Source organism: Streptomyces sp. NPDC004629 (assembly GCF_042873595.1).
In the GTDB taxonomy this organism is placed as follows: domain Bacteria; phylum Actinomycetota; class Actinomycetes; order Streptomycetales; family Streptomycetaceae; genus Streptomyces.
Window position 1 is genome coordinate 45,043 of the sequence record NZ_JBIALO010000038.1, and the last position, 24,286, is coordinate 69,328.

Below are 24,286 nucleotides of genomic sequence, written 5' to 3' on the forward strand. Positions count from 1 at the left end.
GGCCAGGCTATCTCGTAGCGATGACGTAGACACTGCCCCACTGGCGCTTCGGGTTGGCGATCGTGGGGTCGAAGTCCCACGGCTCCACGGTCTGGAAACCAGCTTCGGTGAACATCTGCGTCAGTTTCTCGCGGTCGTATGCCCAGAGGTGCGTGCTGTAGGTGGGGTCGTCGTCCTGGTCGCGGAAGACGTAGTTGATCAGGTCGAGGAAGGTGTTGATGTCGCCGATGCAGTCACGCTTGGCGTACCACCGCTCGACCATCTCCTCGGCGAGGGGAGGATTATGCGGGTAGTGCCGGAGTACGAACGCGGCGTCGGGAACGCCCGTGACGAGCTGGCCACCGGGGACGAGCACGCGGTGCGCCTCTCGTGCGTAGAGCTTGGCGGAGTTCGGATAGTCGATGTGCTCCAGGAAGTGCTCGGAGAACATGAATCGGACGCTGCCGTCCTGTAGCGGAATGCTCTCGCGGATGTCCCAGAGCAGATCGGCGGGCGGTACGGCGTCGATGTTGTAGAAGCCGTCGATACGGTGGGCGCCACCTCCGACCTGGACCTTCTCTGGGGCCTTGTCGATGCGTCCGTTCGGCCATGCTCGGGTGCCGGTGTGGTGGTACCTGCTGATGTCGATCTCCTTGGCGGCGGCACGCAACGTGCGGGCGAGACCGTGGCTGGTCGATGGCTCTTCAAGGAGGGCCGCGATCTGCTCGGCGAGGCAATCGAGCGAGAGCGCGGAGAGGTGCGCGGTCATACGGGCTCCCTGTGAAGCATCAGTTGGCTAAAGACTCGGGGACCGACCACTTGTTGTTGCGCATCAGCGTGTACTTGACGTCCACGAGACGCGGCGCGATGGTCAGGTTCTGTTGCTCGATGGGGTGAACGCGGCCGAGATCATCCTGCTCGGCCCGCCAGATGCGGTACTCCAAGTCGGGATAGGCCGGGTTGATGCCGACCTCGCCCTTGGGCATCGTGCCGTTGAAAGGCGCGAAGATGTCCATGTGGTTCCAGTAGTTCCACGCCTGGAGTGCCTTGTGCTGGTCGAAGTAGAAATAGAAGTCCGGGTAGCGTCCGAAGGTCCGCAGCTCTCGGTGGATCAGATGTCCAAGGAGCGGGCCCAGGTGGGCGGCGAGGCTGTCGAACTCCCAGCGGGTGTGGTGCCAGGCATCCGGGACCTTGCCGGGGGTGAACAGTCGGGCGGCGACGAGGTAGCTGATCCGGTCCCGGAGATAGGCTCGGGCGTCCACGGCGTTCACGGACGCGTCGACCTGCCTCAGGAGTTCCTCGAAGCCGGCCGAAGGCGGCCGGAACTTTGCCAGGTCGAACTTGCCGGCCATGCCGAGGATGGCGAACAGCATGTCCTTGTAGAGCCAGTTGTTGAACTCCCCTCGGGCCGCCAGCCTCTGGGTGTGTTCGCTGGTGGAGTGGAGCATCAGGTACTCGGCCAACGCCTCGAAGTAGAGGTAGCCGAGGATCGGCAGGCGGGGGATCGTCTCGTCCAGTAGCTCCAGAAACACGGTCGGGGTGATGTCGGCACCCTCATGGGCGATCGCCGCCGCGAGCGCGAGAAACGTAGTGGAGTTCTTGACGCGACTGACTACGGTCTCGCGAAGCTCGTACCTCTCGGCGGTAGACAACAGGTATTCGAGATGGGTGTAGATGCTCAGGTGGATCGAGCCGAGGCGCAGGTAGTCCACTCCTGCAAGTCCACGGTAGGCGCGTCGAGGACGGGCGATCTCGAAGATCAGCGGGGTCGGTCTACGGCCAGACGTCCCCACTTTCGCCACAAAGGCAGGTGCTTCCTTGGTCAGGACGTACTCGGCCAGGTTGTGCATGCGAAAACCGCTGCCGTCCGCGGTCAGCGGCGCGCAGTAGATGCTGCCGACCAGGCATCCTCCGGAGGGGTAAAGGAAGCCATGCCGGCTGATCTCCTCCAGCGCGTGGGTGACATGCAGCAGGTACAGCGGTCCGGTTCCGGTGAGGGCATCGAACAAGGCGTTGCCTCTCAGCAGGGCGCCGTTCGGCGTGCCTTCTGCCAGCCGGATCTCCCATGCGGCGGACTGCTGACCCAGAGGGTCGCTGGGATCGGGAGTGCTGGAGATCAGCGGGGAATCAAAGAAGGCGTGGGCGTCGGCCCACAGGTGGTAGCCGTCGCGGATGTCCATCAGCTGACTAACCCCCGCTGCTCCAGCGCCTTGAACACGGAGCTCGCGCTGTCGAAGCCGGCAAGGTGCGCTGCTTCTGAAGCCACGACGAGTTCGAATGCCACGGCCCGCAGCGCGTCGAGTGCTGCGGTGCGTACCAACGAGCTGTCTGGCCACCAGGACAGTTTCGGTTGCCGGTAGCGGTCGAGGGCGTCGGCTGCCTTGAGCAGGTCGGTGACCCCCTCGGCCTGGGCGTGATCGGTCCTGTCGTCCGCGGTGAAGGCGGCGTAGGGCACATCGTGCAGACGCACCGCGGTCGTCGCAGCCCCGATGAACCGGGGAATAGCGGTCAGGTGGAAGTGCGCCCACACCGTGTCGGCGTTGGCCGTAAGCCACACCGCAGCCCGAGCCCCGTGGCCACGGTCGTCCTTGTCATGCAGACGGCGGCAGTCGTGGACCGCTGCCGACACGATCAGCGTGGCCGTGTCCTCCTGGGACAGACTGCTTGCTTCCGCGAGGAGCGCGGCCAGCGCAGCGGTCCGCATGGCGTGGCGGATACCGTGCAACGAGTCAGCGAGCCTCGGCTCGGCCATCCACGAGACGGGGATGGCCGACCGGTAAAGGAGCCGTTGAGAGGCGGCCCGCAGCCCGTACGCCGGAGCGCCCGGGAATTCCGGCCGGTTTGCCTCGATCCATCGCAGGGTGGCGTGGTCCATGAACTGGTGGTGCGGAAGCTGCTTACGTGCAGCCAGCTCGACCAGGCTGTCGGCCGGCGGGGTGGTGCTCATCGGGCCTACCCCCTCGGGGCCTCGGAAAGACGGATGACGGTCAGCTCTGGGGCTCGATCTCCGCAGGGGCGGCCTTACGGGCCTGTTCGGCAGCCTCGAATTCAGCGGTGAAGTCGGCTAGCTCCTGCTCGGTCATCAACGTGACCCCCAGTTCCTTGGCCACGGAAAAGATGCGGTCAATCGCCTCCTGGCGAGCGGCGTCACTCGCGTTGTCGTCCAGCAGCACTTCGAATTCGGCGTGATATCCCCACGCCTCGCTCCACTTGACGGCGATCTCCACGCCTCGGAAGCGGTAGTTGTGACGCTGGTTGAACGCCTGGTGCATCTGAGACTCGAAGCCCAGCGCGTTGAAGACCCGCACGGCCGCGGATACATCCTCGCGAGCGATGGCGAACTCTGTCTCGGGGAATGCAGCGCCTTGGCCGATCTTGCTGTGCTTGAGTGTGATCTTCGCCGACCCGGCGGCGGTGTTGTCGGTGACCTTCAGGAGCTTGTCCGGCAAAACGTAGAAGTAGATGTGCTTGTCGTCGCAGCCCAGGTCGATGCCCTCTTGCTCCAGTCGGGCGACGAGTCGGCCATGGGCCTCCTCGTCGAATCGGGCGCGCATTTCGATCTCTACGGGCAACGGTCTGGTCCCTTCTTCAGGCATGGCTGACCCGCCCCGAACCTGCTCAGATGGCCCGTGGCTGGTTCGGTAGGGGGTGGCATATGAGGTTGTACGGCGGCGGTGCGGACAGCGGACTGCGCGCACCGCCGCCTCAGCGGCCCGTGGAAAGATCAGGCAAGCTCGCCGAAGCGTTCACGCACAACGCCCTCGTGGAGGTAGTTCGGCAGTGCGACGCCGCCGACGGTCATGCGCCTGGTGGCGACCTGCTCCATCGTGTCGGCAGGGAAGCCTTCCAGGAGCTGGAGACACCGCTTCACCCATTCGCGGGACTTCTCCCAGTTGCCCTCCTCCCGGTAACGGAAGGCCAGCGCGTAGGCGCTCTCCGACGCCGCCCATCGGTCGGTCGCCAGTTCCTGCTGGAAGATCGACTCCAGCTCCTGGACGGAGGCGGCGCGGGTCTGGTTGGTCATGGTGCCCTCTCTGATAACGGTGGTACCAGGTAGGCTCAACGCGCCGAAGCGCCTTGGGTGACGTCGCCATGCTCAGTAGGTGTAGATCTCTGCGAGGGTGCGGTAGTCGTGCAGCTCGTCCTTGTCGAACCACAGCTCCACCTCCTGCTGGGCCTCTTCAGCATTGCCGGAGGCGTGCACGAGGTTGGCAACCGCCTTGCCTGACGCGACGCTGGCCCCCTTGCTGTAGTGCGAGAAGTCGCCCCGGATCGTGCCAGCCGGTGCCTCGTTCGGGTACGTGCTGCCCACGATCTTGCGCACGGTGGCGATGGCGTCGAAGCCTTCGAGTACCAGCGCGATGACCGGCCCCTGCTGCATGAATCGGGCGGTGAACTCGTACACCTCAGCCCCCAGTCGCTCTTCGAGATCGAAGTAGTGGCGCCTGGTGAACTCGGCGTCCATCTGCTTCAGCTTGATACCGACGACCTTGAGCGCCGCGTCCTCGAACCGGGTAATGATCTTCCCGGCGAAGCCCCGCACGAGCGCGTCGGGCTTGAGGAGCACAAGTGTGCGTTCCACCTTCTGTTCCTGCTCCTGCGCCATGGTTCTCTCTCATCTCTTCCGCAGGTGATGTGACGGATGTTCAGCGCGTCACGGACTGAGGTTACCCGCGCTCGAAGGGCTGATCATTTCTGGCAGTTGAATGACGTCCGCCGGTGCTGGCCTACTCCTCTTGTGTGGCGATTCGATAGTCCGAACGAGACGCCAGAATCGAAGCGCCGGGCGGCGATTCTTGCGGAGCGACCATGGCCTGGCTGTGGCTGGTGTCCCGGATTGCGGTTCAGGTGGCTCTCAAGGCGCACCATCACGCCAAGATCGCGGGAGCGTCGGCCAACTCGCTGAAGTACAAGAGGACTTCCACCTACCATGCCCAGGTGGCTGCAGGCTCGCCAGTCCGGCATGGATGAGGCGAATCGCGGGGTCTCGGTCGGCACACCTGAGAGTCAACCGCTGATCGCATCACTTCGCCATGAAGTGCCGGTGCAACAAGCATGCAACTTCGGCACATTGACCATGCACCTGCCGACCCGATCCGGGAGGCATCCGCGATGGAAGTGATCGACGTTTGGACGGGTCACCGTGCATGCATGCTCCAATCTGCTCTCCGCTTGACCCATGAGGCCTTCGCTGACCGTTTGGGCATCTCAACCCGAACGGTCGCCGCCTGGCACTCGGACCCAGACGTGATACCGCGCTCGGACATGCAGCAACTCCTTGACGCCGCCTTCGAAAGCGCGCCAGCCACGGTCCGGCAGCGTTTCACTCTGCTGGTCGCGAGTTCCAGCAGCAAGAGCACGGAAGCATCGGGGCCGCAGCCACAGACCCTGCGCGTAGCGATCGCAGTCGTCGTTCGTGACGAGGAGGTCCTCCTGGTCTGCCGTCGCGGCGACGACGCTTCCGGGATCACGTGGCAGTTCCCTGCCGGCGTCATCAAGCCAGGAGTCAGACCCGAGACCGCGACGGTCCGCGAGACGCTGGATGAGACGGGCGTGCACTGTGCTGTACGGCGAAGTCTCGGTGAGCGCGTCCATCCGGTGACGGGCGTGCAGTGCGTGTACTTCCTCTGCGAGTACCTGGCAGGGGACGCGACGAACAGCGACGTGGTGGAGAACGTAGATGTGACCTGGGTACCGAAGAATGCGGTGGGCCGCTTCATTTCCGCCGACACGATCTACCCGCCGATCCTGGCGGCACTGGAGGAAGACGCATGACCGAGCAGACGACAGAAGAGCGACCGGGCATCACAGCCGCGATCGTGGTCCAGGATGGTGCCGTTCTCATGGTCCGTCGCCGCGTTTCGGAAGGCCAGCTGTCGTGGCAGTTCCCGGCGGGCGAGATCGAGCCAGGCGAGAGCCCTGAGCAAGCAGCCGTGCGCGAGACGCTCGAAGAGGTCGGCATGAACGTGACCGTGCTGAAGCTCCTTGGAGAACGAGTCCACCCCACAACAGGCCGAAGCATGTCGTACGTGGCCTGTGCCGTAGAGTCCGGGACTCCTTACGTCGCGGACGATGAAGAACTTGCTGAACTCGCGTGGGTTCAGCATGCCCAGATTCCCGAGTACGTGCCGTACGGCCTCTTCGATCCGGTGCAGGCTTATCTCGACGCCGCGCTGATCAGGTAGCCTTCCCGCTTTGACCGGTCGCCAACTCAGGCTGCCCGATGCGCGAGCCCCGTTTGGCTGCCAATGCGTCAACGAGGAAGGGTCCGCACCCGCAGCTTTGATCACCGGTGGAACCAGCGGCATCGGCAAGGCGACTGCTGAACTGCTCCACCCCCGCGGGTACCGCGTCATGGTCACCGGTGTCGGCAATGTCGCCGACGCCGGACTTCCCGAAGACGTGTTGGTCGTCCTGGCCGACGCACGGTCCCTGCCGGACATCGACCGCACGATCGACCAGGCACGCCGGCGGTTCGGCTTCCTCGACCTGCTCTTCCTCAACGCGGGTATCTCCCGACCCGGCCCGATCGAGTCAACCGACGAAGACACCTTCGAGGCCCTGTTCGACACGAACGTCAAGGGCAACTTCTTCACCCCGCAAAAGGCGCTCCCGCTCCTCAACGAGGGCGCCTCGGTCGTGTTCACCGTGGGCGCCGACGAAGGGCTCGGAGCCGCCATGACAGCCGCCAAGGGCGCACTGCTGCCCCTCATCCGGTCGCTCGCGCACTAACTCGCCCCCCGCCGCATCCGCGTCAACGCCGTCAGCCCAGGACTGATCAACACCCCCGCCTACAGCAAGATGGGCGTCTCCGAGGAAATGGTCGACTCCTGGGGTCGGGACGTCCCGCTCGGCCGTGTCGGCGCACCCGCCGACATCGCCGAAGCCGTGGCCTTCCTCGCCTCGGACGCCGCCGGTTACATCGCCGGCGACAACCTCGTTGTCTCCGGTGGCATGGGCGTTCACGCCCATGCCTGACGAGCGGTCCCCACGGCAGTGATGGACGCGGTGAGGCGCCCGAAAAGCGGTGGAGCGGCGCCGCTGTGCGCCACTACCGTGCTGCTGAACCAAGTCGTCTGGTCAAGGACGTGCCGTTGTACACCTCGTGAGACCCCCCGAGCGCTGATCTGTCGCGCGTCGCACCTGTGCGACGCGCTGCTTCTTGCTGCGGACTTCTCACTGAAACCGGTGTACTTCTGTGCTCAAAAACTGGGTGGTCATGCCCACCTGCCTGCCGCTCGTTCGCCGCCGCTGCCATACGTGCGCGTCCGAACACTTCCGGGCGAACGGCAAATTCCGCGTCAACGCACACCACAAGCTCATCGACGCCTGGCTCCTCGCGCTCTGCACCGCTTGCGGGGAAACGACAAAGCTCACGGTCCTGGAGCGGATGAACGTACGCTCCGTACGACCTGAGCTGCTGAACCGGCTGCACGACAACGACCTTTCCCTGACAGCCGAGTTGCTTCAGGACCCGGTCGTGCAGCGCCGTAATCGCATCGCCCTCGACTGGGACAACGCCTGGCACCTCTACACCGGCGGACCGGATCATCTGGACCGCGAGGTGATCGACGTCTCGGTCCGCTTCGCGGCACGGATCCCTGTCCGGCCGGTGCGACTGATCGCCGAAGGCTGCGGTCTTTCACGGGCCGAGGTCGAGAAACTGATCACGGAAAGGACTCTCGTCTCGGCGGTCCGGCTGACCGGCAAGCTCTCCACCGACTTCACCCTCACACTCAAACGCTGAGCCCTCCCCAGCGCAGGCGAAAATCGATGGACACGGTTACTTGTGCGTCCTAGCCTCTCCGAAGTTCGAAGTTCGTACGTCCGGATGAGGTGCGTTTGATGACGGTCCAGGCAACGGCGGCCTGCGTGAACAGGCCGTTCCCCGCGCACGCCATGACCTCATCGGACGTAAGGAATCCCCACAGTGGATCTTCCACGTAACTTCACCATCCGCGAGAGCAGCCACCGCATCCACAACCCGTTCACCAGCGAGAAGCTGGCCGCCCTGGGGCAGGCGCTGCACCTGGCCCCCGGGACGCGCGCGCTCGACCTCGCCAGCGGGTCGGGCGAGATGCTGTGCACCTGGGCGCACGCCCACGGCATCGTCGGGACCGGAGTGGACATCAGCACCGAGTTCACGGCCGGGGCCCGGCTCCGGGCATCCGAGCTGGGCGTCGCCGATCAGGTGGTTTTCCTTCACGGCGATGCATCCGGCTATGTCGCTAACGAACCCGTCGACCTCGCCGCGTGCATCGGCGCCACCTGGATCGGCAACGGAGTGGCCGGCACGATCGATCTGCTGCGTCGCAGCCTCCGCCCCGGTGGCATCCTGCTGATCGGCGAACCGTACTGGCGTCGGGACCCCCTGGACCAGCACACCGCCGAAGCGTGCCTCGCCAGCGGCAAGGACGACTTCCGGCTGCTGCCCGAGCTGATCGAGCAGTTCGGCGAACTGGGTTACGACGTCGTCGAGATGATGCTCGCCGACCAGGACAGCTGGGATCGGTATCAGGCCGCCCAGTGGCTCAACATCCGACGCTGGCTCGACCGGAACCCCGATGACGAGTTGGCGGCCCAGTTGAGAGCCGAACTCTCAGAGGAACCGGCCCGCTATGCCAGGTACCAGCGTGAGTACCTCGGCTGGGGGGTCTTCGCTCTCATGGCCCGCTGACGGCCACGTCGAGGCCGGGGCCGGCAGCATGCTGCCGGCCCCGCTTGCCGGGTGATTCATGACGCGCGCCGGACGAGCCTGGCCGGTCAGCGGAGCTTGAGTCACGATCACCGTCACTCCGGACGGACAGACCTGCCGCTGGTAGGCCACCCACCTCACAGTGGGGCGGTCGGCGGGGGGAGGGTGTGGTCGCGGGGGTGTAACCGGGTGCCCGCACGGGGCGTAACACGGTCGAAGCACGCTGGGCCGCATGGAGACCGTCTCGACGCCCACCCACTGCCCGTACTGCGCCCTGCAGTGCGGGATGCGTCTGTCGCCCGTGCCGGGGGGTGCCGAGGTGACCGAACGCGCGGACTTCCCGGTGAACCGGGGGGCGCTGTGCGGCAAGGGTCGTACGGCACCCGCGTTGCTCGCGTCGGGCCTGCGGCTGACCTCGCCGCTGGTGCGTGAGGGCGGGGCCCTCGTGCCGGCCGGCTGGGACGAGGCGCTGGACCGGATCGCCGGGGGCCTGTCCGCGGCGCGCAGCGGGTACGGCGCCGATGCCTGCGGAGTGTTCGGCGGGGGCGGGCTGACCAACGAGAAGGCGTACGCGCTCGGCAAGTTCGCGCGTGTCGTCCTCGGCACCTCGCAGATCGACTACAACGGCCGCTTCTGCATGTCGTCCGCGGCGGCGGCCGGCACGCGCGCCTTCGGACTGGACCGGGGGCTGCCCTTCCCGCTGGAGGACATCCCGCGCACCGGCTGTCTGATCCTGGTCGGCTCCAACCTCGCCGAGACGATGCCGCCCGCGCTGCGCTACCTCACCGAACTGCGGGAGAACGGCGGCACGTTGATCGTCGTCGACCCGCGCCGCACCCGGACCGCCGAGCAGGCGGACCTGCATCTGGCGCCCCGGCCGGGCACCGATCTCGCGCTGGCGCTCGGACTGCTGCACCTGGTGATCGCGGAGGGCCGGACGGACGAGACGTACATCCGGGAGCGCACGGCCGGCTGGACGGAGGCGCGGGCGGCGGCGATGGCGCACTGGCCTGAGCACGTGGAGCGGATCACCGGGGTGCCGGTCCCCCAACTCCGGGATGCCGTACGGCTGTTCTGCGCGCCGGAGGCGGCGATGGTGCTCACGGCGCGGGGGCCGGAACAGCAGTCCAAGGGCACCGACACGGTGGGCGCCTGGATCAACCTGTGTCTGGCGACCGGGCGGGCGGGCCGGCCACGGTCCGGGTACGGCTGTCTGACCGGGCAGGGCAACGGACAGGGCGGGCGCGAACACGGCCAGAAGGCCGACCAGTTGCCCGGCTACCGCAAGCTGACCGACCCGGCGGCGCGGCGGCATGTCGCGGAGGTGTGGGGCGTGGACCCGGACACGCTGCCGGGTCCTGGCCGCAGCGCGTACGAACTCCTCGACGCCCTCGGCACGGACGTGCGCGCGCTGCTGCTGATGGGGTCCAACCCGGTGGTGTCGGCGCCGCGCGCGGCCCATATCGAGGGCAGGCTGCGGTCGCTGGACTTCCTGGCCGTGGCGGACGTCGTGCTCTCGGAGACGGCGGCGCTCGCGGACGTCGTCCTGCCGGTCACCCAGTGGGCCGAGGAGACGGGCACGACGACCAGTCTGGAGGGCCGGGTGCTGCTGCGGCGGCGGGCCCTCGACCCGCCCGTCGGGGTACGCAGCGACCTGGAGGTGCTGCACGGGCTCGCCGACCGGCTGGGCGTGGAGAAGGGCTTCCCGACGGACCCCGAGGAGGTCTTCGACGAACTGCGCCGGGCGAGCGCGGGCGGCCCGGCGGACTACTCGGGCATCACCTACGACCGGCTGGCCCAGGAGAACGGCGTGTTCTGGCCCTGCCCGACCGAGACGGCCACGCCGAGCACGACGGCGGCGGCGAGCGCGACGGCGGCGGTGAGTACGACGGCCGCGCCGGGCATGCCGAGTGGGGCGGCCACGCCCGGTACGACGGCGGCGGTGAGTACGACGGACGCGACAGGCACGCCGACCGCGACGGGCATGCCGAGTATGGCGGCCACGCCCAGTACGACGGCTGCGCCGGGCATGCCGGGCTCGCCGACCTCGGCGGCCACGACGAGTACGACGGCCGCGGTGAGTACGACGGCCGCGGTGAGTACGACGATCACACCGACCACGCCCAGTACGACGGCCACGCCAGACATGCCCGGCTCGCCGACCTCGGCGGGCATCGCGAGTACGGCGACCGCGACGGCCAGGAGAGGTGCAGCGGCTGCGACGAGCACGCCAAGCGTGACGGCCGCGGCGACGGCAACGGCCCCGCCGAGCCCAACGGCCACGCCGGCTCCCACTGCCACCGCGAGGACAACGGCCGCATTCACCCCCACCGGCACGGCGGGCACAACGGCCACGCCGGCTACGGCGACCGCGGGGGCCGGGGCTGGGGCGGAGGCGGGGGTTGCCGGTCCGGCCGGGGGGCATCCTGGTACGCCTCGGCTGTTTCTCGATCGGTTCGCCACCGAGGACGGGCGGGCCCGGTTCGTGCCCGTGTCGCATCGGCCGGCCGCCGAGGAGCCGGACGCCGAGTACCCGGTGCTGCTGACCACCGGGCGGGTCGTGGCCCAGTACCAGTCCGGCGCCCAGACCCGGCGGGTGGCCGAGTTGAACGCCGCCGCGCCCGGTCCGTACGTCGAACTGCACCCGCGGCTCGCGGCACGGCTGGGCGCGGCCGACGGCGACCCGCTGGCGGTGGTGTCCCGGCGCGGACGCGCCGTGGCCCCCGCGCGGATCACGACCGCCATCCGGCCGGACACGGTGTTCATGCCGTTCCACTGGCCCGGCGAGGGCCGCGCGAACACGCTCACCAACCCGGCGCTCGACCCCACCTCGCGCATGCCGGAGTTCAAGGTCTGCGCGGTGCGCGTGGAGCGCGCGGAACCCTGACGTCCCGGGCCGGCCATGCGCCGTCCGCGATCGGCCTGCCGTGGTTCCGCAGCCGGGCGGCGACCGCCGGTGCGGCCAGGTACACCCAGGCGCGGACGGTGCTGCCGTCGCCGCGCAGGACGTCCCGGTCGACGCGTTCGTAGAGGCTGCGCGGGTCGCCCGGCACGTACTCCTCCAACCGGTCCAGTTCGACGAGGAGCCGCCGGTAGTCCTCGGGCCGCGCGGTGACCAGGTCGCCGTGCACGACTCCGGCCGGTTCCGCGACGGCGTACGGGTAGCCGGGGCCGTCGTAGAGCACCGCGCCGGTGAGACGGCCGGGCTCAGTCGCGGTGGTACGGCCGCGCAGGTACCGGTCGTGGTGGCGTGCGCCGGGGCGGAGGGTGCCGTAGACGAAGAACGGGAGCGCCGGGGACGTCACGGCAACGATTCTCCACCCCCGGCCGGGTGTGTCACCCGTTCTCACGCCGTGGGCGGGCCGCCGTTCGTGTGCTCTTTCGGTGTGGCGCGGCGCACGCCCTTGACCTGCCGGAACGTCGGTCCCGGCGGGGGGCGCTCACGGCCCGGACGACACCCGTTCACCGCAGTTCTGACGGGGTTTCAGGGAGCGGGGCGGGCCGCGCGGGCTTTCCCTCGGTAGGGCAGGGACGCGACCGACTCGGCGGCACAGGAGGTGCCGCGGGTCGTGACCCCTGGGAGGCGAGGGAGCACGATGCGACGCACAGCCCGCACGCTGACCGGTACCGCGCTCGCCGTCGCGGCAGCGGGTCTCGCCACCACGCCCGCCCACGGTGCCCGCCCCACCGACGCGGCGGCCCACCCGCGCGGCGCGCCGGGCGCCGCGGCGGCGGCCGGCACCCTGGAGGTGTACCCGTCCACCGCGATTCCGGGCGGGCAGGTCACCGTGAACACCAAGGCGTGCGGCGGCACCGCGGCGGGCGACGCCACCGCGGTCGGCGCCGGCACCTTCACCCTGGCGCCCAGCTCCCACGAGGGCGACGCGATCGGCCAGTTCCGGGTGCCGCCGAGCGCGCAGCCGGGGACGTACGAGATCGTCGCCCGGTGCGCCGACGGCGACCGGCAGGTGACGGGCGATCTCATGGTGACGCTGTCCGGTGCGCACGGGCAGGTGCAACCGCACGGAAGCGTGAAGACGGGGGTCGGCGGCGCGCTCGGCTCCGACCCCGTGCAGACCGCGGCAGGCGTGGCGGCCCTGGCTGTCGCCGCCGCGGGCGGTACCTGGCTCCTGCATCGCCGGGCGAGAGGCGACGGGATCTGACGGACCACCCTCCGCTGTCCGTCCGCCGGTACCGCACATCCCCTCCCCCTCCGGGTCCGACGCCCCTCGCGGCCCGGAGGGGGGTACGGGGTTCCGTTCCCGGGGGTTCCGGGAGGCCCGGGGCTCCGGGAGGCCGGGAGGTTCGTATGCGCAGGATCGGGGACACCGCGATAGCCGCGGTCACCGTGGTCGCCTTCGGCTCCGGCGTCTGGCTGCTGGGCACCGCCCAGCTGTCCGCGCCGCCGCAGCCCACCACCGCGGAGAGCCGCCCGGATCCGGCCGAGGAGCGGCTCTCGGCGCCCGCGCTGCCGCCGTCCCCGCCCACCCGGATCCGCATCCCCTCGATCCGGGTCGACGCCCCGATGACGGGCCTCGGCCTGACGCCGTCCGGCAGCCTCGACGCGCCGCCGACCGGCAACAAGAACCTGGCCGGCTGGTACGAGGCCGGCACCGCACCCGGTGAGAAGGGCACCGCGATCGTCGCCGGACACGTCGACAACTCCGAGGGCCCCGCTGTCTTCTACGCCCTCGGCGCGGTGAAGCGGGGCGCCACCGTGGAACTGGACCGGCGGGACGGCAGCGTGGCGGTGTTCACCGTGGACGCGGTCGAGGTGTACCGGGCGAGCGACTTTCCCGACGACACGGTGTACGGCGCCGCCGAGCGACCGGAGCTACGCGTCATCACCTGCGGCGGCGGCTACTCGAAGGCCACCGGCTACCAGGGCAACGTGGTCGTCTTCGCCCATCTGACCGGCAGCCGCTGAGCCGCCCGCGGCCGACGGGCACCCGACTGCCTACGCCAGCCACTGCTGGTACGCCAGATTCGCCACCAGCGCGAACACCACGGTCAGCAGCACCACCCGGACAAAACCACTCCCCCGTTTCAAAGCCGTACGGGCACCCAGCATGCCGCCTGCCAGGTTGAACACCGCCAACAGCACGGCGACCCGCCACAACACGGCCCCCTGCCAGGCGAACGTGACGAGCGCGCCCGCGTTGGTGCAGCAGTTGACGATCTTGGCGGTGGCGGAGGCGGTGACCAGGTCGAGGTGGAGGACCGCGGTCAGGGCGAGGACGAGGAAGGTGCCGGTGCCCGGTCCGACCAGGCCGTCGTAGAAGCCGATGCCGAGGCCGGCCAGGCCGATGGCCGCGAGGATCCGGCGGCGGGAGGCGGGGCCGGGGGCCGGCGCGCTGCCGAAGGCCGGGCGCAGGATCACGAAGGCCGCGACGGCGAGCAGCACCACCATGATCACCGGCTTGAGCACGTCGGTGCTCATCCCGGCCGCGAAGAACGCCCCGGCCGAGGAGCCCGCGAGCGCGGCGAGACCGATGCGTACGGCGGTGCGCACGTCCACGGGTGCCCGGCGGGCGTAGGTCACCGCCGCGCCCGTGGTGCCGACGATGGCGACCGCCTTGTTGGTGCCGAGCGCGGTGGCCGCCGGGGTGCCTGCGGGCAGGCCGAGCAGGAGCGCCGGGAGCAGCAGGAGGCCGCCGCCGCCCACCACCGCGTCGATCCAGCCGGCCGCGAGGGCGGCCAGGCAGAGCAGGACGAGGACGGTCGGTGCTATGTCGGGCATGATCGCGACCCTACGGAGGGGGTAGGTGCACGGTCCACATACCTGAGCTACATCTGAGCCAGCGCCTCCCGGCGGGGGGCGGTGGTCGGCTTTCGGGTGCGGCAGCGTTTGTGGTTTGTTGCGCAGTTCCCCGCGCCCCTAACGGGCGCACCGGCCGTCTTTCGGGTGCGGCAGCGTTGGGGTTCCTCGCGCAGTTCCCCGCGCCCCTGACGGGGGGCACCGGCCGTCGGGTAGGTGCGGCAGCGTCGGGGTTCTTCGCGCAGTTCCCCGCGCCCCTGACGGGGCGCAGACCAGGGGCGCCCGGTTCCTCACAGTGGTGGTGTGGTGGGGTTGAGGGCAGCGTTCCTCGGGGGAAACAGGGGGGATGCCGCCGGGTAACGTCCGCGTCGCACGCTGCGTTGCATGACCTCGGACACGCGTGTGGTGGTGATCGGCGCCGGCCTCGCGGGCGAACGGCTCGCCCGTCGGCTCACCGAGCTGGGCGCCTCCGCGCTGCTCGTCGGCGAGGAGGAGCACCGCCCGTACAACCGGGTCCTGCTCGCCGAGGTGCTGGCCGGCCGCTACGACCCCGAGGTGATCGCCCTGCCGGCGCCCGCGCGTCTCGTGCGCGCCCGGGTCACCGGCATCGACCGCGCCGCGCGACTGGTGCGCTGCGCGGACGGCTCGGCGATCGCATACGACACCCTCGTCCTGGCCACCGGCTCCAACCCCGTCCTGCCGCCGCTGCGCGGCCTGTTCGGGGCGGGCGGGCACGAACTGCCCGAGGGCGTCCACGCGTTCCGCACCATGGACGACTGCCTGGGCCTGGCCAAGGCGCTGCGGCCGGGCGTGCGCGCGGTCGTCGTCGGCGGCGGGCTGCTCGGCGTGTCGGCGGCCCGTGCGCTCGCCGTGCGCGGCGCCCAGGTGGTCCTCGCCCAGCAGGCCGAACGGCTCATGGAGCGCCAGCTCGACCCGAACGCCTCGCGGCTCGTGCTGCGCCATCTGACGGACCTGGGCGTCGAGGTGCACACCGAGTGCCGGGTGCGGGACGTGCGCTCGGCCGGCGGCGCGGTCCGCTCGGTCGAACTGGCCGACGGGTACGCCCTGGACACCGATCTCGTGGTCCTCGCCTGCGGGGTACGCCCGCGCGTGGGGCTCGCCGCGGACGCGGGTCTCGCCGTCCACCGGGGCATCCTCGTCGACGACGAACTGCGCACCTCCGACCCGCACATCCGCGCGGTCGGCGACTGCGTCCAGCACGCCGGCACGGTGTACGGGCTGGCCGCCCCTGCCCTCGAACAGGCCGACGCGCTGGCCGGGTTGCTCACCGGAAGGCCCGGCTCGAAGTACACCGGCACCCGTTCGCTGACCCGGCTCACCCTGGCCGGAGACGGCTCGCCCTTCGACCTCGCCGCGTTCGGCGAGACCAAGCCGCGCCCCGGCGACGACGTCGTACAGCTCGCCGACGCCACCCGCGGCACCTACCGCAAGGTCGTCGTCCGCGACGACCGCCTGGTCGGCGGGGTCCTGGTCGGCGAACTCGGCACCGTCGGCGCGCTCGCCCGCGCCTGGGAGGGAGCAGAGCCGCTCCCCGACGACGGCCCGCTGCTCCATCTGCTCACCAACGACGGAGGCTCCTGATGTCCACGACCGCACCCGTTGGGGACCGCACCCGCCCCACGATCGTGCTCGTCGGCCACGGCATGGTCGGCCAGCGCTTCCTCGAAGCGCTCGCCGAGCGCGGCCTGACCGCCACGCACCGCGTGGTCGTGCTGTGCGAAGAGCCGCGTCCGGCCTACGACCGGGTCCGGCTCACCTCGTACTTCTCGGGGTGTACACCAGAGGAACTGTCCCTGACCGACATGGAGTTCATCACCGGCCACGGCATCGAACTGCACGTGGGCGACCCGGCGCAGGGCATCGACCGGGCGGCCCGCACGGTCACGGCCCGCTCCGGACTGACGGTCGGCTACGACGTCCTCGTCCTGGCCACCGGCTCCTACCCGTTCGTCCCGCCCGTCCCGGGCAAGGACGCCGAGGGCTGCTTCGTCTACCGCACCATCGAGGACCTGCTCGCGATCGAGGAGTACGCGACGTCCCGGGCGACGACGGGTGCCGTGGTGGGCGGCGGGCTGCTCGGCCTGGAGGCCGCGGGCGCGCTCAAGGGCCTCGGGCTCACCAGCCACATCGTGGAGTTCGCGCCGCGGCTGATGCCGGTGCAGGTCGACGAGGGCGGCGGCGCCGCGCTGCTGCGCACCATCGAGGACATGGGTCTGGCCGTGCACACCGGCGTGGGCACGCAGGAGATCGTCGTCGGCGCGGACGGCGCCGTCACCGGCATGAGACTGTCCGACGGCTCCGAACTCGCCACGGACCTGGTGGTGTTCAGCGCCGGTGTGCGCCCCCGCGACCAGCTCGCCCGGGACGCGGGCCTCGCGGTCGGCGAGCGCGGCGGGATCACCGTGGACGAGCGGTGCCGCACCGTCACCGACCGGCGGGTGTTCGCGATCGGCGAATGTGCGCAGGCCGTCGACGGCCGGGTGTACGGCCTGGTCGCGCCGGGCTACGAACAGGCGACGACGGCCGCCGCCGCCATCGCCGAGGACGAGTCGGAGCACCCGGCGTTCACCGGCGCCGACCTGTCGACCAAGCTGAAGCTGCTCGGCGTGGACGTGGCCTCCTTCGGCGACGCGCACGGCACGGCCGCGGACTGCCTGGACGTCGTCTACTCCGACTCCCGGTCCGGGCTGTACAAGAAGCTGGTCGTCGGCCGCGACGGCACGCTGCTCGGCGGGATCCTGGTCGGCGACGCGGAGGCGTACGGCACGCTGCGCGCGCTGACCGGCACGGTCCCGCCCGTCCCGCCGGAGCGTCTGGTGCTGCCGGCCGACGCGGCGGCCCCGGCCGTGCTCGGCCCGGCCGCGCTGCCCGACGAGGCGGTGATCTGCTCCTGCCACAACGTCACCAAGGGCACGATCCGCGGCGCGGTGACCGAGCACTCCTGCACCAGCGTGGCCGAGGTGAAGAAGTGCACCCGGGCCGGTACGGGCTGCGGCAGCTGCGTCAAAGTGCTCGGCCAGCTGGTCACCGCCGAGCTGGAGGCGAGCGGCGTCGAGGTCGACAAGGGCCTGTGCGGCTGCTTCGCCCGGACCCGGGAGGAACTGTACGAGATCGTCCTCGCGCTGCGCATCACCTCCTACCGGGATCTGCTGGACCGCTACGGCCGCGAAGCGGCCCGGGGCGGCGACGGCTGCGAGACCTGCAAGCCCACGGTCGCCTCGATCCTCGCCTCCCTCGCGCCCAGCATCGGCGCGGACGGCTATGTGCTGGACGGCGAGCAGGCGGCGCTCCAGGACACCAACGACCACTTCCTCGCCAACCTCCAGAAGAACGGCTCGTACTCGGTCGTGCCGCGCATCCCCGGCGGTGAGATCACCCCGGAGAAGCTGATCGTGATCGGCGAGATCGCCCGCGACTTCGGCCTCTACACGAAGATCACCGGCGGTCAGCGCATCGACATGTTCGGCGCGCGTGTCGAGCAACTGCCGCTGATCTGGACCCGGTTGGTGGACGCCGGCTTCGAGTCCGGGCACGCCTACGGCAAGGCGCTGCGCACGGTGAAGTCCTGTGTGGGCCGGACCTGGTGCCGCTACGGCGTCCAGGACTCCGTCCGCATGGCGATCGATCTGGAGCTGCGCTACCGGGGGCTGCGCTCGCCGCACAAGCTGAAGTCCGCGGTGTCCGGGTGCGCCCGCGAATGCGCCGAGGCCCAGTCGAAGGACTTCGGCGTCATCGCCACCGCGGGCGGCTGGAACCTCTACGTCGGCGGCAACGGCGGCGCGACCCCGCGCCACGCGGACCTGCTGGCGCAGGACCTGAGCGACGCCGAACTGATCCGGCTGATCGACCGTTTCCTGATGTTCTACATCCGCACGGCCGACCGCCTGGAGCGCACCAGCGTGTGGCTCGACCGGATCCCGGGCGGCCTGGACCACGTACGGGACGTGGTCGTGCACGACTCGCTCGGCATCTGCGCGGAACTGGAGTCCCTGATGGCGGCCCACGTGGCGCACTACCGCGACGAATGGGCGGAGACGATCAACAACCCGGAGAAGCTGGCCCGGTTCGTGTCCTTCGTGAACGCCCCGGACACCCCCGACCCGGTCGTCGGCTTCGTCCCCGAACGCGACCAGATCAAGCCCGATCTGCCGCTGCTGACCGTCGGCATGCGGCGCACACCGGCACTGGAAGACGCCCTGGAAGGAAGCTCCCCGCGATGACCCTGGCACCGGAGACGACCGATCTGAGGATCCAACTGCGGCTGGAGGAGGGCTGGTTCACGGTCTGCGACATCAGCCTGCTCACCCCGGGCCGCGGGGTGGCGGCGCTGCTGCCCGACGGCCGCCAGGTGGCCGTCTTCCGCGACCGGGCGGGCCGGCTGTACGGCATCGACAACCGTGATCCGTTCGGCGGCGCGGCCGTCCTCTCCCGCGGTCTGACCGGCACCCACGAGGGGCGCCCCTTCGTCGCCTCCCCGCTGCTGAAGCAGCGCTTCGACCTGGCCTCCGGGCAGTGCCTGGACGACACGTCGGTACGGCTGACGACGTACGAGGTCCGGGCGAGCTGAGAGACGGGGGCCGGACGGGGTCCCCGGCGCGGTGACGGGCCAAGGGCCGGGCGCGGTGACGGACCGGGGGCCGGGCGCGGTAACGGACGAGGCCTCGGGCGCGGTGACGGACCGGCGCCGGGCACAGTCACGGACCGGGGGCCGGGCGCGATGACGGCGGGGCCGGGCGCGATGACGGACCGAGGGCCGGCACGGTGACGGACCGGGGGCCGGGCGCGGTGACCGCGGCACCAGCGGCTCCTCGTCCGCGGGAATCACCTACGAGGTGCGGGGCCCGTTCCGCACGTAACCCGGAAGGGGCGGCACCCCCGCACAAGGGTGCCGCCCCTCCCTCTGGTGGGCCGGAGCCGCCGTCGATCGGTGAGGGTCGGGGACCGTCGGCGGCTCCGGGGCCGGGGCGGGGCGGCGAGGGCCGCCGTCCCGCGGGCTGTGGTCAGCGGTGGTCGCTGCCCGCCGACTGGGTGGCGGCGCGGCCGGCCTCCAGCCGGGCGACCGGGATACGGAACGGAGAGCAGGAGACGTAGTCCAGGCCCACCTCGTGGAAGAAGTGGACCGACTCCGGGTCGCCGCCGTGCTCGCCGCACACGCCTAGCTTCAGGTCCGGGCGGGTGGCGCGGCCCGCCTTCGCCGCCGACTGCACCAGGGAGCCGACGCCGTCCTTGTCGATGGTCTCGAACGGGCTGACGCCGAAGATGCCCTTCTCCAGGTAGGCGGTGAAGAAGGACGCCTCGACGTCGTCGCGGCTGAAGCCCCACACCGTCTGGGTGAGGTCGTTGGTGCCGAAGGAGAAGAACTCCGCGGCCTCGGCGATCTGGGCCGCGGTCAGCGCGGCACGGGGAAGTTCGATCATGGTGCCGATCGCCAGCTTCAGCCCGGTGCCGGTCGCCTGCTCCACCTCGGCGATGACCCGGTCGGCCTCCTCGCGGACGATCTCCAGCTCCTGGACGGTGCCGACGAGCGGGATCATGATCTCGGCGCGCGGGTCGCCCTTGGCGTTCCGGCGTTCGGCCGCGGCCTCGGCGATCGCCCGCACCTGCATGCTGAACAGGCCGGGGATGACCAGGCCGAGGCGGACGCCGCGCAGCCCCAGCATGGGGTTCTGCTCATGCAGCCGGTGCACCGCCTGGAGCAGCCGCAGTTCGTTCTCGTGCGGCTCCTGCCGGGACTCCGCGAGCGCCACGCGCACCGACAGTTCGGTGATGTCGGGCAGGAACTCGTGCAGCGGCGGGTCGAGCAGCCGGACCGTCACCGGCAACCCGTCCATCGCCTCGAACAGCTCGACGAAGTCCCGCTTCTGGAGCGGCAGGAGCTGTTTCAGCGACTCCTCGCGCTCCGCCTCCGTGTCGGCCAGGATCAGCCGCTCCACCAGCTCGCGCCGGTCGCCGAGGAACATGTGCTCGGTGCGGCACAGGCCGATGCCCTGGGCGCCGAAGCGCCGCGCCCGCAGCGCGTCCTCCGCGTTGTCGGCGTTGGCGCGCACCCGCAGCCGGCGCTTGCGGTCGGCGAACGCCATGATCCGGTGCACGGCCTCGACCAGTTCGTCGGCTTCGTCGGCGCCCGCGTGCATCCGGCCCTCGAAGTACTCCACGACCGGGGACGGGACCACCGGGACCTCGCCCAGGTACACCTTGCCGCTGGAGCCGTCGATGGAGATCACGTCGCCCTCCTCGACGACATGCCCGCCAGGCACCGTCATCCGGCGCCGCTTGGTGTCGACCTCCAGGTCCTCCGCGCCGCAGACACAGGTCTTGCCCATGCCGCGGGCGACCACGGCCGCGTGCGACGTCTTGCCGCCGCGGGAGGTCAGGATGCCCTCGGCCGCGATCATGCCGTCCAGGTCGTCGGGGTTGGTCTCGCGGCGGACGAGGATGACCTTCTCGCCCGAGCGGGACCACTTGACCGCGGTGTAGGAGTCGAAGACCGCCTTGCCGACCGCGGCGCCCGGCGAGGCGGCGATGCCCCGGCCGACCTGCTCGGTCTTGGCGTGCTCGTCGAACCGCGGGAACATCAGCTGGGCGAGCTGGGCGCCGGTGACCCGCTGCAGCGCCTCGGTCTCGTCGATCAGGCCCTGGTCCACCAGCTGGGTGGCGATACGGAAGGCGGCGCCGGCGGTGCGCTTGCCGACGCGGGTCTGCAGCATCCACAGCTGGCCGCGTTCGATGGTGAACTCGATGTCGCAGAGATCCTTGTAGTGGTTCTCCAGGATCTCCATGATCTGCAGGAGCCGGTCGTACGACGGCTTGTCGATGTTCTCCAGCTCGGCCAGGGCCACGGTGTTGCGGATGCCCGCTACGACGTCCTCGCCCTGCGCGTTCTGCAGGTAGTCGCCGTAGACGCCCTGGTGGCCGCTGGCCGGGTCGCGGGTGAAGGCGACTCCGGTGCCGGAGTCGGGGCCGAGGTTGCCGAAGACCATGGAGCAGATGTTGACGGCGGTGCCGAGGTCGTGCGGGATGCGCTCCTGACGGCGGTAGAGTCTGGCCCGGTCGCCGTTCCAGGACTCGAAGACCGCCTTGATGGCAAGGTCCATCTGCTCGCGCGGGTCCTGCGGGAAGTCGCGGCCCGCCTCCTTCTTGACGATCTTCTTGAAGGTGCTGACGACCTTCTTCAGGTCCGCCGCGGCAAGCTCGGTGTCGACCGTGACCTGCTTGGCCTCCTTGGCCTTGTCGAGGGCGTCCTCGAAGTGGTCGCCGTCGATGCCGAGGACGGTCTTGCCGAACATCTGGATGAGCCGCCGGTAGGAGTCCCAGGCGAACCGCTCGTCGCCGGCCTGCTCCGCGAGACCCCGCACGGACTCGTCGGACAGGCCGATGTTCAGGACGGTGTCCATCATGCCCGGCATCGAGAACTTCGCCCCGGAACGGACCGACACGAGGAGGGGGTTGTCGGCCTGCCCGAGCTTCTTGCCCATGGTCGCTTCGAGGGCTTCGAGGTGCGCACTCACCTCGTCACGCAGTGCCGCCGGCTCCTCGCCGCTGTCGAGGTAGACCTTGCAGGCCTCGGTGGTGATGGTGAAGCCCGGGGGGACCGGAAGGCCCAGATTGGTCATCTCGGCGAGGTTCGCACCCTTGCCACCCAGGAGGTCCTTGAGGTCCTTGTTTCCCTCGGTGAAGTCATAGACGAACTTCACGCTCTCAACGCTTTCGCCCGACGCGGGTACCTGAGGATCTTTGTTTTCCGACACGGGACTCGACTCCTTGAGGCCGCGGTGGCTGCCCTGACGGCGAGGAACATACCCAGATCGAAGGCACCTGGGTACGTCCACTCGCGCGTCATACGCCCGTAACCAGCCGTCCGCCACTGGATCGAAAGTCAAGGATGGGCAAGCATCAGGCAGCCGATGTTTTCACTTCTTGAACGGATGGAGGGCCTACGCGCCTCGCATCCTGCTCATACGAGCGGGTCACGGCACGTCTGATTTCGTCCGATGAACGATCAAGGGGTGGCACCGAGTGCCACCCCTTGGAGAAGTGCAGCCGTCCATGATCCGCTCATCTGAGCGCAACCCTTATCAAGGGTGGCGAGAATCACGCTGCCACAGCCAACCAAATTTCACCATGCGGACGACCCCCCAAAGGGCCGCGGGGCAACGACGCGACAGCCAAAGGACGGCAGAAGTCCCCGAAGGGGGCGCGGGGAACTGCGCGCCCAGCCACGACGGCGCCGCACCCAACACACGACAGGCAGCCCCACAGGGGCGCGGGGAACTGCGCAACCAACCACAACGACGCCGCACCCAACACACGACAGGCAGCCCCACAGGGGCGCGGGGAACTGCGCAACCAACCACAACGGACCCGCACCCAACAGACGGCAGAAGTCCCCCGAAGGGGGGCGCGGGGAACTGCGCAAAACCACGACGGCGCCGCACCCAACAGACGGCAGAAGTCCCCGAAGGGAGGCGCGGGGAACTCCGCAACCAACCACAACAACGCCGCACCCCAAAGAACCGCTCAGCCCGCGGCAGCGCCCGTCACACCCCCAGCACCACCAACCGCTCCTCCACCCGGTCCGGCGCGTACAGGTGCTCCACGACCAGCGCCCCCGCACCGATCAGCCCGGCCCGCTCACCCAGCCGCGAGGTGACGACCTCCAGGTGCGCGGTGGAGCGCGGCAGCGCCCGCTGGTACAGCAGTTCGCGGACGCCGGTGAGGAAGGCCGTCCCGGCCAGGTCCCCGGCGATCATCAGCACACCCGGGTTGAGCAGCGTGACGACCGTCGCCAGCACGTCCCCGACCCGGCGCCCCGCATCCCGGGCCAGCGCGGTCGCCTCCGGATGCCCGGCGGCGAGCAGGCCCCGCACGTCGGAGCCGGAGGCCGCGGGCACCCCGGCCTCGGTCAGCCGCCGGGCCACGGCGCCACCGCTGGCGACGGCCGCCAGGCAGCCGTACGAGCCGCACCGGCACAGCGCGTCCGCGCCCACCCGGATGTGCCCGATGTCCCCGGCGCCGCCGTCGATGCCCCGGTAGATCGAGCCGCCCACCACGACCCCGGCGCCGATACCGGTGGACACCTTGACGAGGACGAAAGCCGAGCAGTCCGGGTGTCCGGTGCGCTGTTCGCCGTACGCCATGAGGTTTGCGTCGTTGTCCACGAGCACCGGCACCGCCGGCGCGCCGGTGTGCTCGGTGAAGGCGCGGGAGAGGCGGCCCCTGATGTCGTAGCCGTCCCAGCCGGGCATGATCGGCGGCTGCACCACGCGGCCGGTCACCCGGTCCACCGGGCCCGGCACGGCGACCCCTATGCCGCACACCTCGGCCGCCCGGTGCCCGGCCTCGGCCAGCAGGTCGGCGAACCAGCCGCCCAGTTCGCCCAGGACGGACTCGGGTCCGTCCTCGATGACCAGGGTGCCGGCCCGCTCGGCGAGCAGGTCGCCGGTGAGCGAGAGGACGGCGGCGCGGGCGTGCCGGGTGTCCAGGTCGGCGGCGAGGACCACCGCGTGCGAGTCGTCGAACTCCAGGGTGATGGAGGGCCGCCCGCCGAGCGGCGAGTCGACCGGGCCGCCGGCCCCCTCGCGCAGCCAGCCCGCGCGGAACAGCCGGTCGAGGCGCTGGCCGACGGTGGCCCGGGACAGTCCGGTGGCCTGCTGGAGGGCGCCGCGCGTGATCGCGCGCCCGCTGCGCACCAGTTCGAGCAGATCCCCGGCGCTGGCCTGGCTGCGTCCCGTCATGCGCACCCCCTTGTGTTTCTCAAGCCTGCATTACATAGTGAGTTTTGCATGTTAAGTAGACGTAACCCTAAGGTGGCTACAGCCGAACCAGGCCGGCCG

20 protein-coding genes and 1 pseudogene are annotated in these 24,286 nt (G+C 70.1%); 11 read left to right on the plus strand and 10 right to left on the minus strand.

The window, feature by feature from the left end:
- Window positions 1–7: 7 nt before the first annotated feature.
- The 6 genes from ACFYTE_RS36935 to ACFYTE_RS36960 all read right to left on the minus strand — a co-directional run bounded on the left by ACFYTE_RS36935 (window position 8) and on the right by ACFYTE_RS36960 (window position 4,585).
- Complete coding sequence (locus tag ACFYTE_RS36935) at window positions 8–748, minus strand: class I SAM-dependent methyltransferase (protein ID WP_388720240.1); 741 nt, start codon at window positions 746–748, stop codon at window positions 8–10.
- 19 nt (window positions 749–767) lie between these two features.
- Window positions 768–2,159, minus strand: coding sequence for a hypothetical protein (locus ACFYTE_RS36940; RefSeq protein WP_388720243.1), 1,392 nt, complete (start codon window positions 2,157–2,159; stop codon window positions 768–770).
- Window positions 2,159–2,926 (minus strand): hypothetical protein, encoded by a 768-nt coding sequence (locus ACFYTE_RS36945; RefSeq protein ID WP_388720246.1) that lies wholly within the window; start codon window positions 2,924–2,926, stop codon window positions 2,159–2,161. The genes ACFYTE_RS36940 and ACFYTE_RS36945 overlap by 1 nt, the downstream gene beginning before the upstream one ends.
- A gap of 40 nt (window positions 2,927–2,966) precedes the next feature.
- Window positions 2,967–3,551, minus strand: coding sequence for a hypothetical protein (locus ACFYTE_RS36950; RefSeq protein WP_388720248.1), 585 nt, complete (start codon window positions 3,549–3,551; stop codon window positions 2,967–2,969).
- 152 nt (window positions 3,552–3,703) lie between these two features.
- Window positions 3,704–4,003, minus strand: a complete 300-nt coding sequence (locus tag ACFYTE_RS36955) for a hypothetical protein (protein ID WP_388720251.1) — start codon at window positions 4,001–4,003, stop codon at window positions 3,704–3,706.
- Between the two features lie 72 nt (window positions 4,004–4,075).
- Window positions 4,076–4,585, minus strand: coding sequence for a nucleoside-diphosphate kinase (locus tag ACFYTE_RS36960; protein WP_388720254.1), 510 nt, complete (start codon window positions 4,583–4,585; stop codon window positions 4,076–4,078).
- Between the two features lie 506 nt (window positions 4,586–5,091).
- Here ACFYTE_RS36960 and ACFYTE_RS36965 point away from each other — a divergent pair.
- The 6 genes and pseudogenes from ACFYTE_RS36965 (at window position 5,092) to ACFYTE_RS36990 (ending at window position 11,561) form a co-directional block, all read left to right on the plus strand.
- The gene (locus ACFYTE_RS36965; protein WP_388720257.1) at window positions 5,092–5,754 is read left to right on the plus strand and encodes an NUDIX domain-containing protein; all 663 of its coding nucleotides are present in this window, start codon (window positions 5,092–5,094) and stop codon (window positions 5,752–5,754) included.
- Complete coding sequence (locus ACFYTE_RS36970) at window positions 5,751–6,164, plus strand: NUDIX hydrolase (RefSeq protein ID WP_388720260.1); 414 nt, start codon at window positions 5,751–5,753, stop codon at window positions 6,162–6,164. The genes ACFYTE_RS36965 and ACFYTE_RS36970 overlap by 4 nt, the downstream gene beginning before the upstream one ends.
- A gap of 97 nt (window positions 6,165–6,261) precedes the next feature.
- Window positions 6,262–6,957, plus strand: a pseudogene (locus ACFYTE_RS36975) (SDR family oxidoreductase).
- Between the two features lie 241 nt (window positions 6,958–7,198).
- Window positions 7,199–7,726 carry a DUF1062 domain-containing protein gene (locus ACFYTE_RS36980; RefSeq protein WP_388720263.1) on the plus strand — a complete coding sequence of 176 codons (528 nt, stop codon included), beginning with the start codon at window positions 7,199–7,201 and terminating at the stop codon, window positions 7,724–7,726.
- A gap of 183 nt (window positions 7,727–7,909) precedes the next feature.
- Complete coding sequence (locus ACFYTE_RS36985) at window positions 7,910–8,656, plus strand: SAM-dependent methyltransferase (protein WP_388720266.1); 747 nt, start codon at window positions 7,910–7,912, stop codon at window positions 8,654–8,656.
- A 250-nt stretch (window positions 8,657–8,906) separates the two neighbouring features.
- Entirely contained in the window at window positions 8,907–11,561 is a 2,655-nt protein-coding gene (locus tag ACFYTE_RS36990; RefSeq protein WP_388720269.1) for a molybdopterin oxidoreductase family protein, read from the plus strand.
- Here ACFYTE_RS36990 and ACFYTE_RS36995 read toward each other — a convergent pair.
- Complete coding sequence (locus ACFYTE_RS36995; protein ID WP_388720272.1) at window positions 11,521–11,979, minus strand: gamma-glutamylcyclotransferase family protein; 459 nt, start codon at window positions 11,977–11,979, stop codon at window positions 11,521–11,523. The two genes, ACFYTE_RS36990 and ACFYTE_RS36995, sit on opposite strands and share 41 nt — an antisense overlap.
- 291 nt (window positions 11,980–12,270) lie before the next feature.
- Here ACFYTE_RS36995 and ACFYTE_RS37000 point away from each other — a divergent pair, with 291 nt between their 5' ends.
- On the plus strand, window positions 12,271–12,837 hold the full coding sequence (locus tag ACFYTE_RS37000; RefSeq protein ID WP_388720275.1) for a hypothetical protein: 567 nt from the start codon (window positions 12,271–12,273) through the stop codon (window positions 12,835–12,837).
- 146 nt (window positions 12,838–12,983) lie between these two features.
- Window positions 12,984–13,601: a class F sortase gene (locus ACFYTE_RS37005; protein WP_388720277.1), complete on the plus strand. Its 618-nt coding sequence runs from the start codon at window positions 12,984–12,986 to the stop codon at window positions 13,599–13,601.
- Window positions 13,602–13,631: 30 nt separating this feature from the next.
- On the opposite strand, the gene ACFYTE_RS37010 is transcribed toward ACFYTE_RS37005, so the two are convergent.
- On the minus strand, window positions 13,632–14,414 hold the full coding sequence (locus tag ACFYTE_RS37010) for a sulfite exporter TauE/SafE family protein (RefSeq protein ID WP_388720280.1): 783 nt from the start codon (window positions 14,412–14,414) through the stop codon (window positions 13,632–13,634).
- 402 nt (window positions 14,415–14,816) lie between these two features.
- Here ACFYTE_RS37010 and ACFYTE_RS37015 point away from each other — a divergent pair, with 402 nt between their 5' ends.
- Genes ACFYTE_RS37015 through nirD form a run of 3 tightly spaced genes read left to right on the plus strand, consistent with a single transcriptional unit; the run spans window position 14,817 to window position 19,020 of the window.
- Window positions 14,817–16,034 (plus strand): NAD(P)/FAD-dependent oxidoreductase, encoded by a 1,218-nt coding sequence (locus tag ACFYTE_RS37015; RefSeq protein WP_388720283.1) that lies wholly within the window; start codon window positions 14,817–14,819, stop codon window positions 16,032–16,034.
- Complete coding sequence (gene nirB, locus ACFYTE_RS37020; RefSeq protein WP_388720286.1) at window positions 16,034–18,673, plus strand: nitrite reductase large subunit NirB; 2,640 nt, start codon at window positions 16,034–16,036, stop codon at window positions 18,671–18,673. The genes ACFYTE_RS37015 and nirB overlap by 1 nt, the downstream gene beginning before the upstream one ends.
- Window positions 18,670–19,020, plus strand: a complete 351-nt coding sequence (gene nirD / locus ACFYTE_RS37025; RefSeq protein ID WP_388720289.1) for a nitrite reductase small subunit NirD — start codon at window positions 18,670–18,672, stop codon at window positions 19,018–19,020. Before nirB ends, nirD begins: the two co-directional genes overlap by 4 nt.
- A gap of 433 nt (window positions 19,021–19,453) precedes the next feature.
- Here nirD and ppdK read toward each other — a convergent pair whose 3' ends face one another.
- The gene (ppdK, locus tag ACFYTE_RS37030; protein WP_388720292.1) at window positions 19,454–22,201 is read right to left on the minus strand and encodes a pyruvate, phosphate dikinase; all 2,748 of its coding nucleotides are present in this window, start codon (window positions 22,199–22,201) and stop codon (window positions 19,454–19,456) included.
- 789 nt (window positions 22,202–22,990) lie between these two features.
- The gene (locus ACFYTE_RS37035) at window positions 22,991–24,187 is read right to left on the minus strand and encodes an ROK family protein (RefSeq protein ID WP_388720295.1); all 1,197 of its coding nucleotides are present in this window, start codon (window positions 24,185–24,187) and stop codon (window positions 22,991–22,993) included.
- Window positions 24,188–24,286: the final 99 nt, after the last annotated feature.

What these genes read in the sequence shown, in the direction of transcription:
- ACFYTE_RS36935 (WP_388720240.1), bottom strand. Translation starts at nt 748, where the DNA reads ATGACCGCGCACCTCTCCGCGCTCTCGCTCGATTGCCTCGCCGAGCAG.
- ACFYTE_RS36940 (WP_388720243.1), bottom strand. Translation starts at nt 2,159, where the DNA reads ATGGACATCCGCGACGGCTACCACCTGTGGGCCGACGCCCACGCCTTC.
- ACFYTE_RS36945 (WP_388720246.1), bottom strand. Translation starts at nt 2,926, where the DNA reads ATGAGCACCACCCCGCCGGCCGACAGCCTGGTCGAGCTGGCTGCACGT.
- ACFYTE_RS36955 (WP_388720251.1), bottom strand. Translation starts at nt 4,003, where the DNA reads ATGACCAACCAGACCCGCGCCGCCTCCGTCCAGGAGCTGGAGTCGATC.
- ACFYTE_RS36960 (WP_388720254.1), bottom strand. Translation starts at nt 4,585, where the DNA reads ATGGCGCAGGAGCAGGAACAGAAGGTGGAACGCACACTTGTGCTCCTC.
- ACFYTE_RS36965 (WP_388720257.1), top strand. Translation starts at nt 5,092, where the DNA reads ATGGAAGTGATCGACGTTTGGACGGGTCACCGTGCATGCATGCTCCAA.
- ACFYTE_RS36970 (WP_388720260.1), top strand. Translation starts at nt 5,751, where the DNA reads ATGACCGAGCAGACGACAGAAGAGCGACCGGGCATCACAGCCGCGATC.
- ACFYTE_RS36980 (WP_388720263.1), top strand. Translation starts at nt 7,199, where the DNA reads ATGCCCACCTGCCTGCCGCTCGTTCGCCGCCGCTGCCATACGTGCGCG.
- ACFYTE_RS36990 (WP_388720269.1), top strand. Translation starts at nt 8,907, where the DNA reads ATGGAGACCGTCTCGACGCCCACCCACTGCCCGTACTGCGCCCTGCAG.
- ACFYTE_RS37000 (WP_388720275.1), top strand. Translation starts at nt 12,271, where the DNA reads ATGCGACGCACAGCCCGCACGCTGACCGGTACCGCGCTCGCCGTCGCG.
- ACFYTE_RS37005 (WP_388720277.1), top strand. Translation starts at nt 12,984, where the DNA reads ATGCGCAGGATCGGGGACACCGCGATAGCCGCGGTCACCGTGGTCGCC.
- ACFYTE_RS37010 (WP_388720280.1), bottom strand. Translation starts at nt 14,414, where the DNA reads ATGCCCGACATAGCACCGACCGTCCTCGTCCTGCTCTGCCTGGCCGCC.
- ACFYTE_RS37015 (WP_388720283.1), top strand. Translation starts at nt 14,817, where the DNA reads ATGACCTCGGACACGCGTGTGGTGGTGATCGGCGCCGGCCTCGCGGGC.
- nirB (WP_388720286.1), top strand. Translation starts at nt 16,034, where the DNA reads ATGTCCACGACCGCACCCGTTGGGGACCGCACCCGCCCCACGATCGTG.
- nirD (WP_388720289.1), top strand. Translation starts at nt 18,670, where the DNA reads ATGACCCTGGCACCGGAGACGACCGATCTGAGGATCCAACTGCGGCTG.
- ACFYTE_RS37035 (WP_388720295.1), bottom strand. Translation starts at nt 24,187, where the DNA reads ATGACGGGACGCAGCCAGGCCAGCGCCGGGGATCTGCTCGAACTGGTG.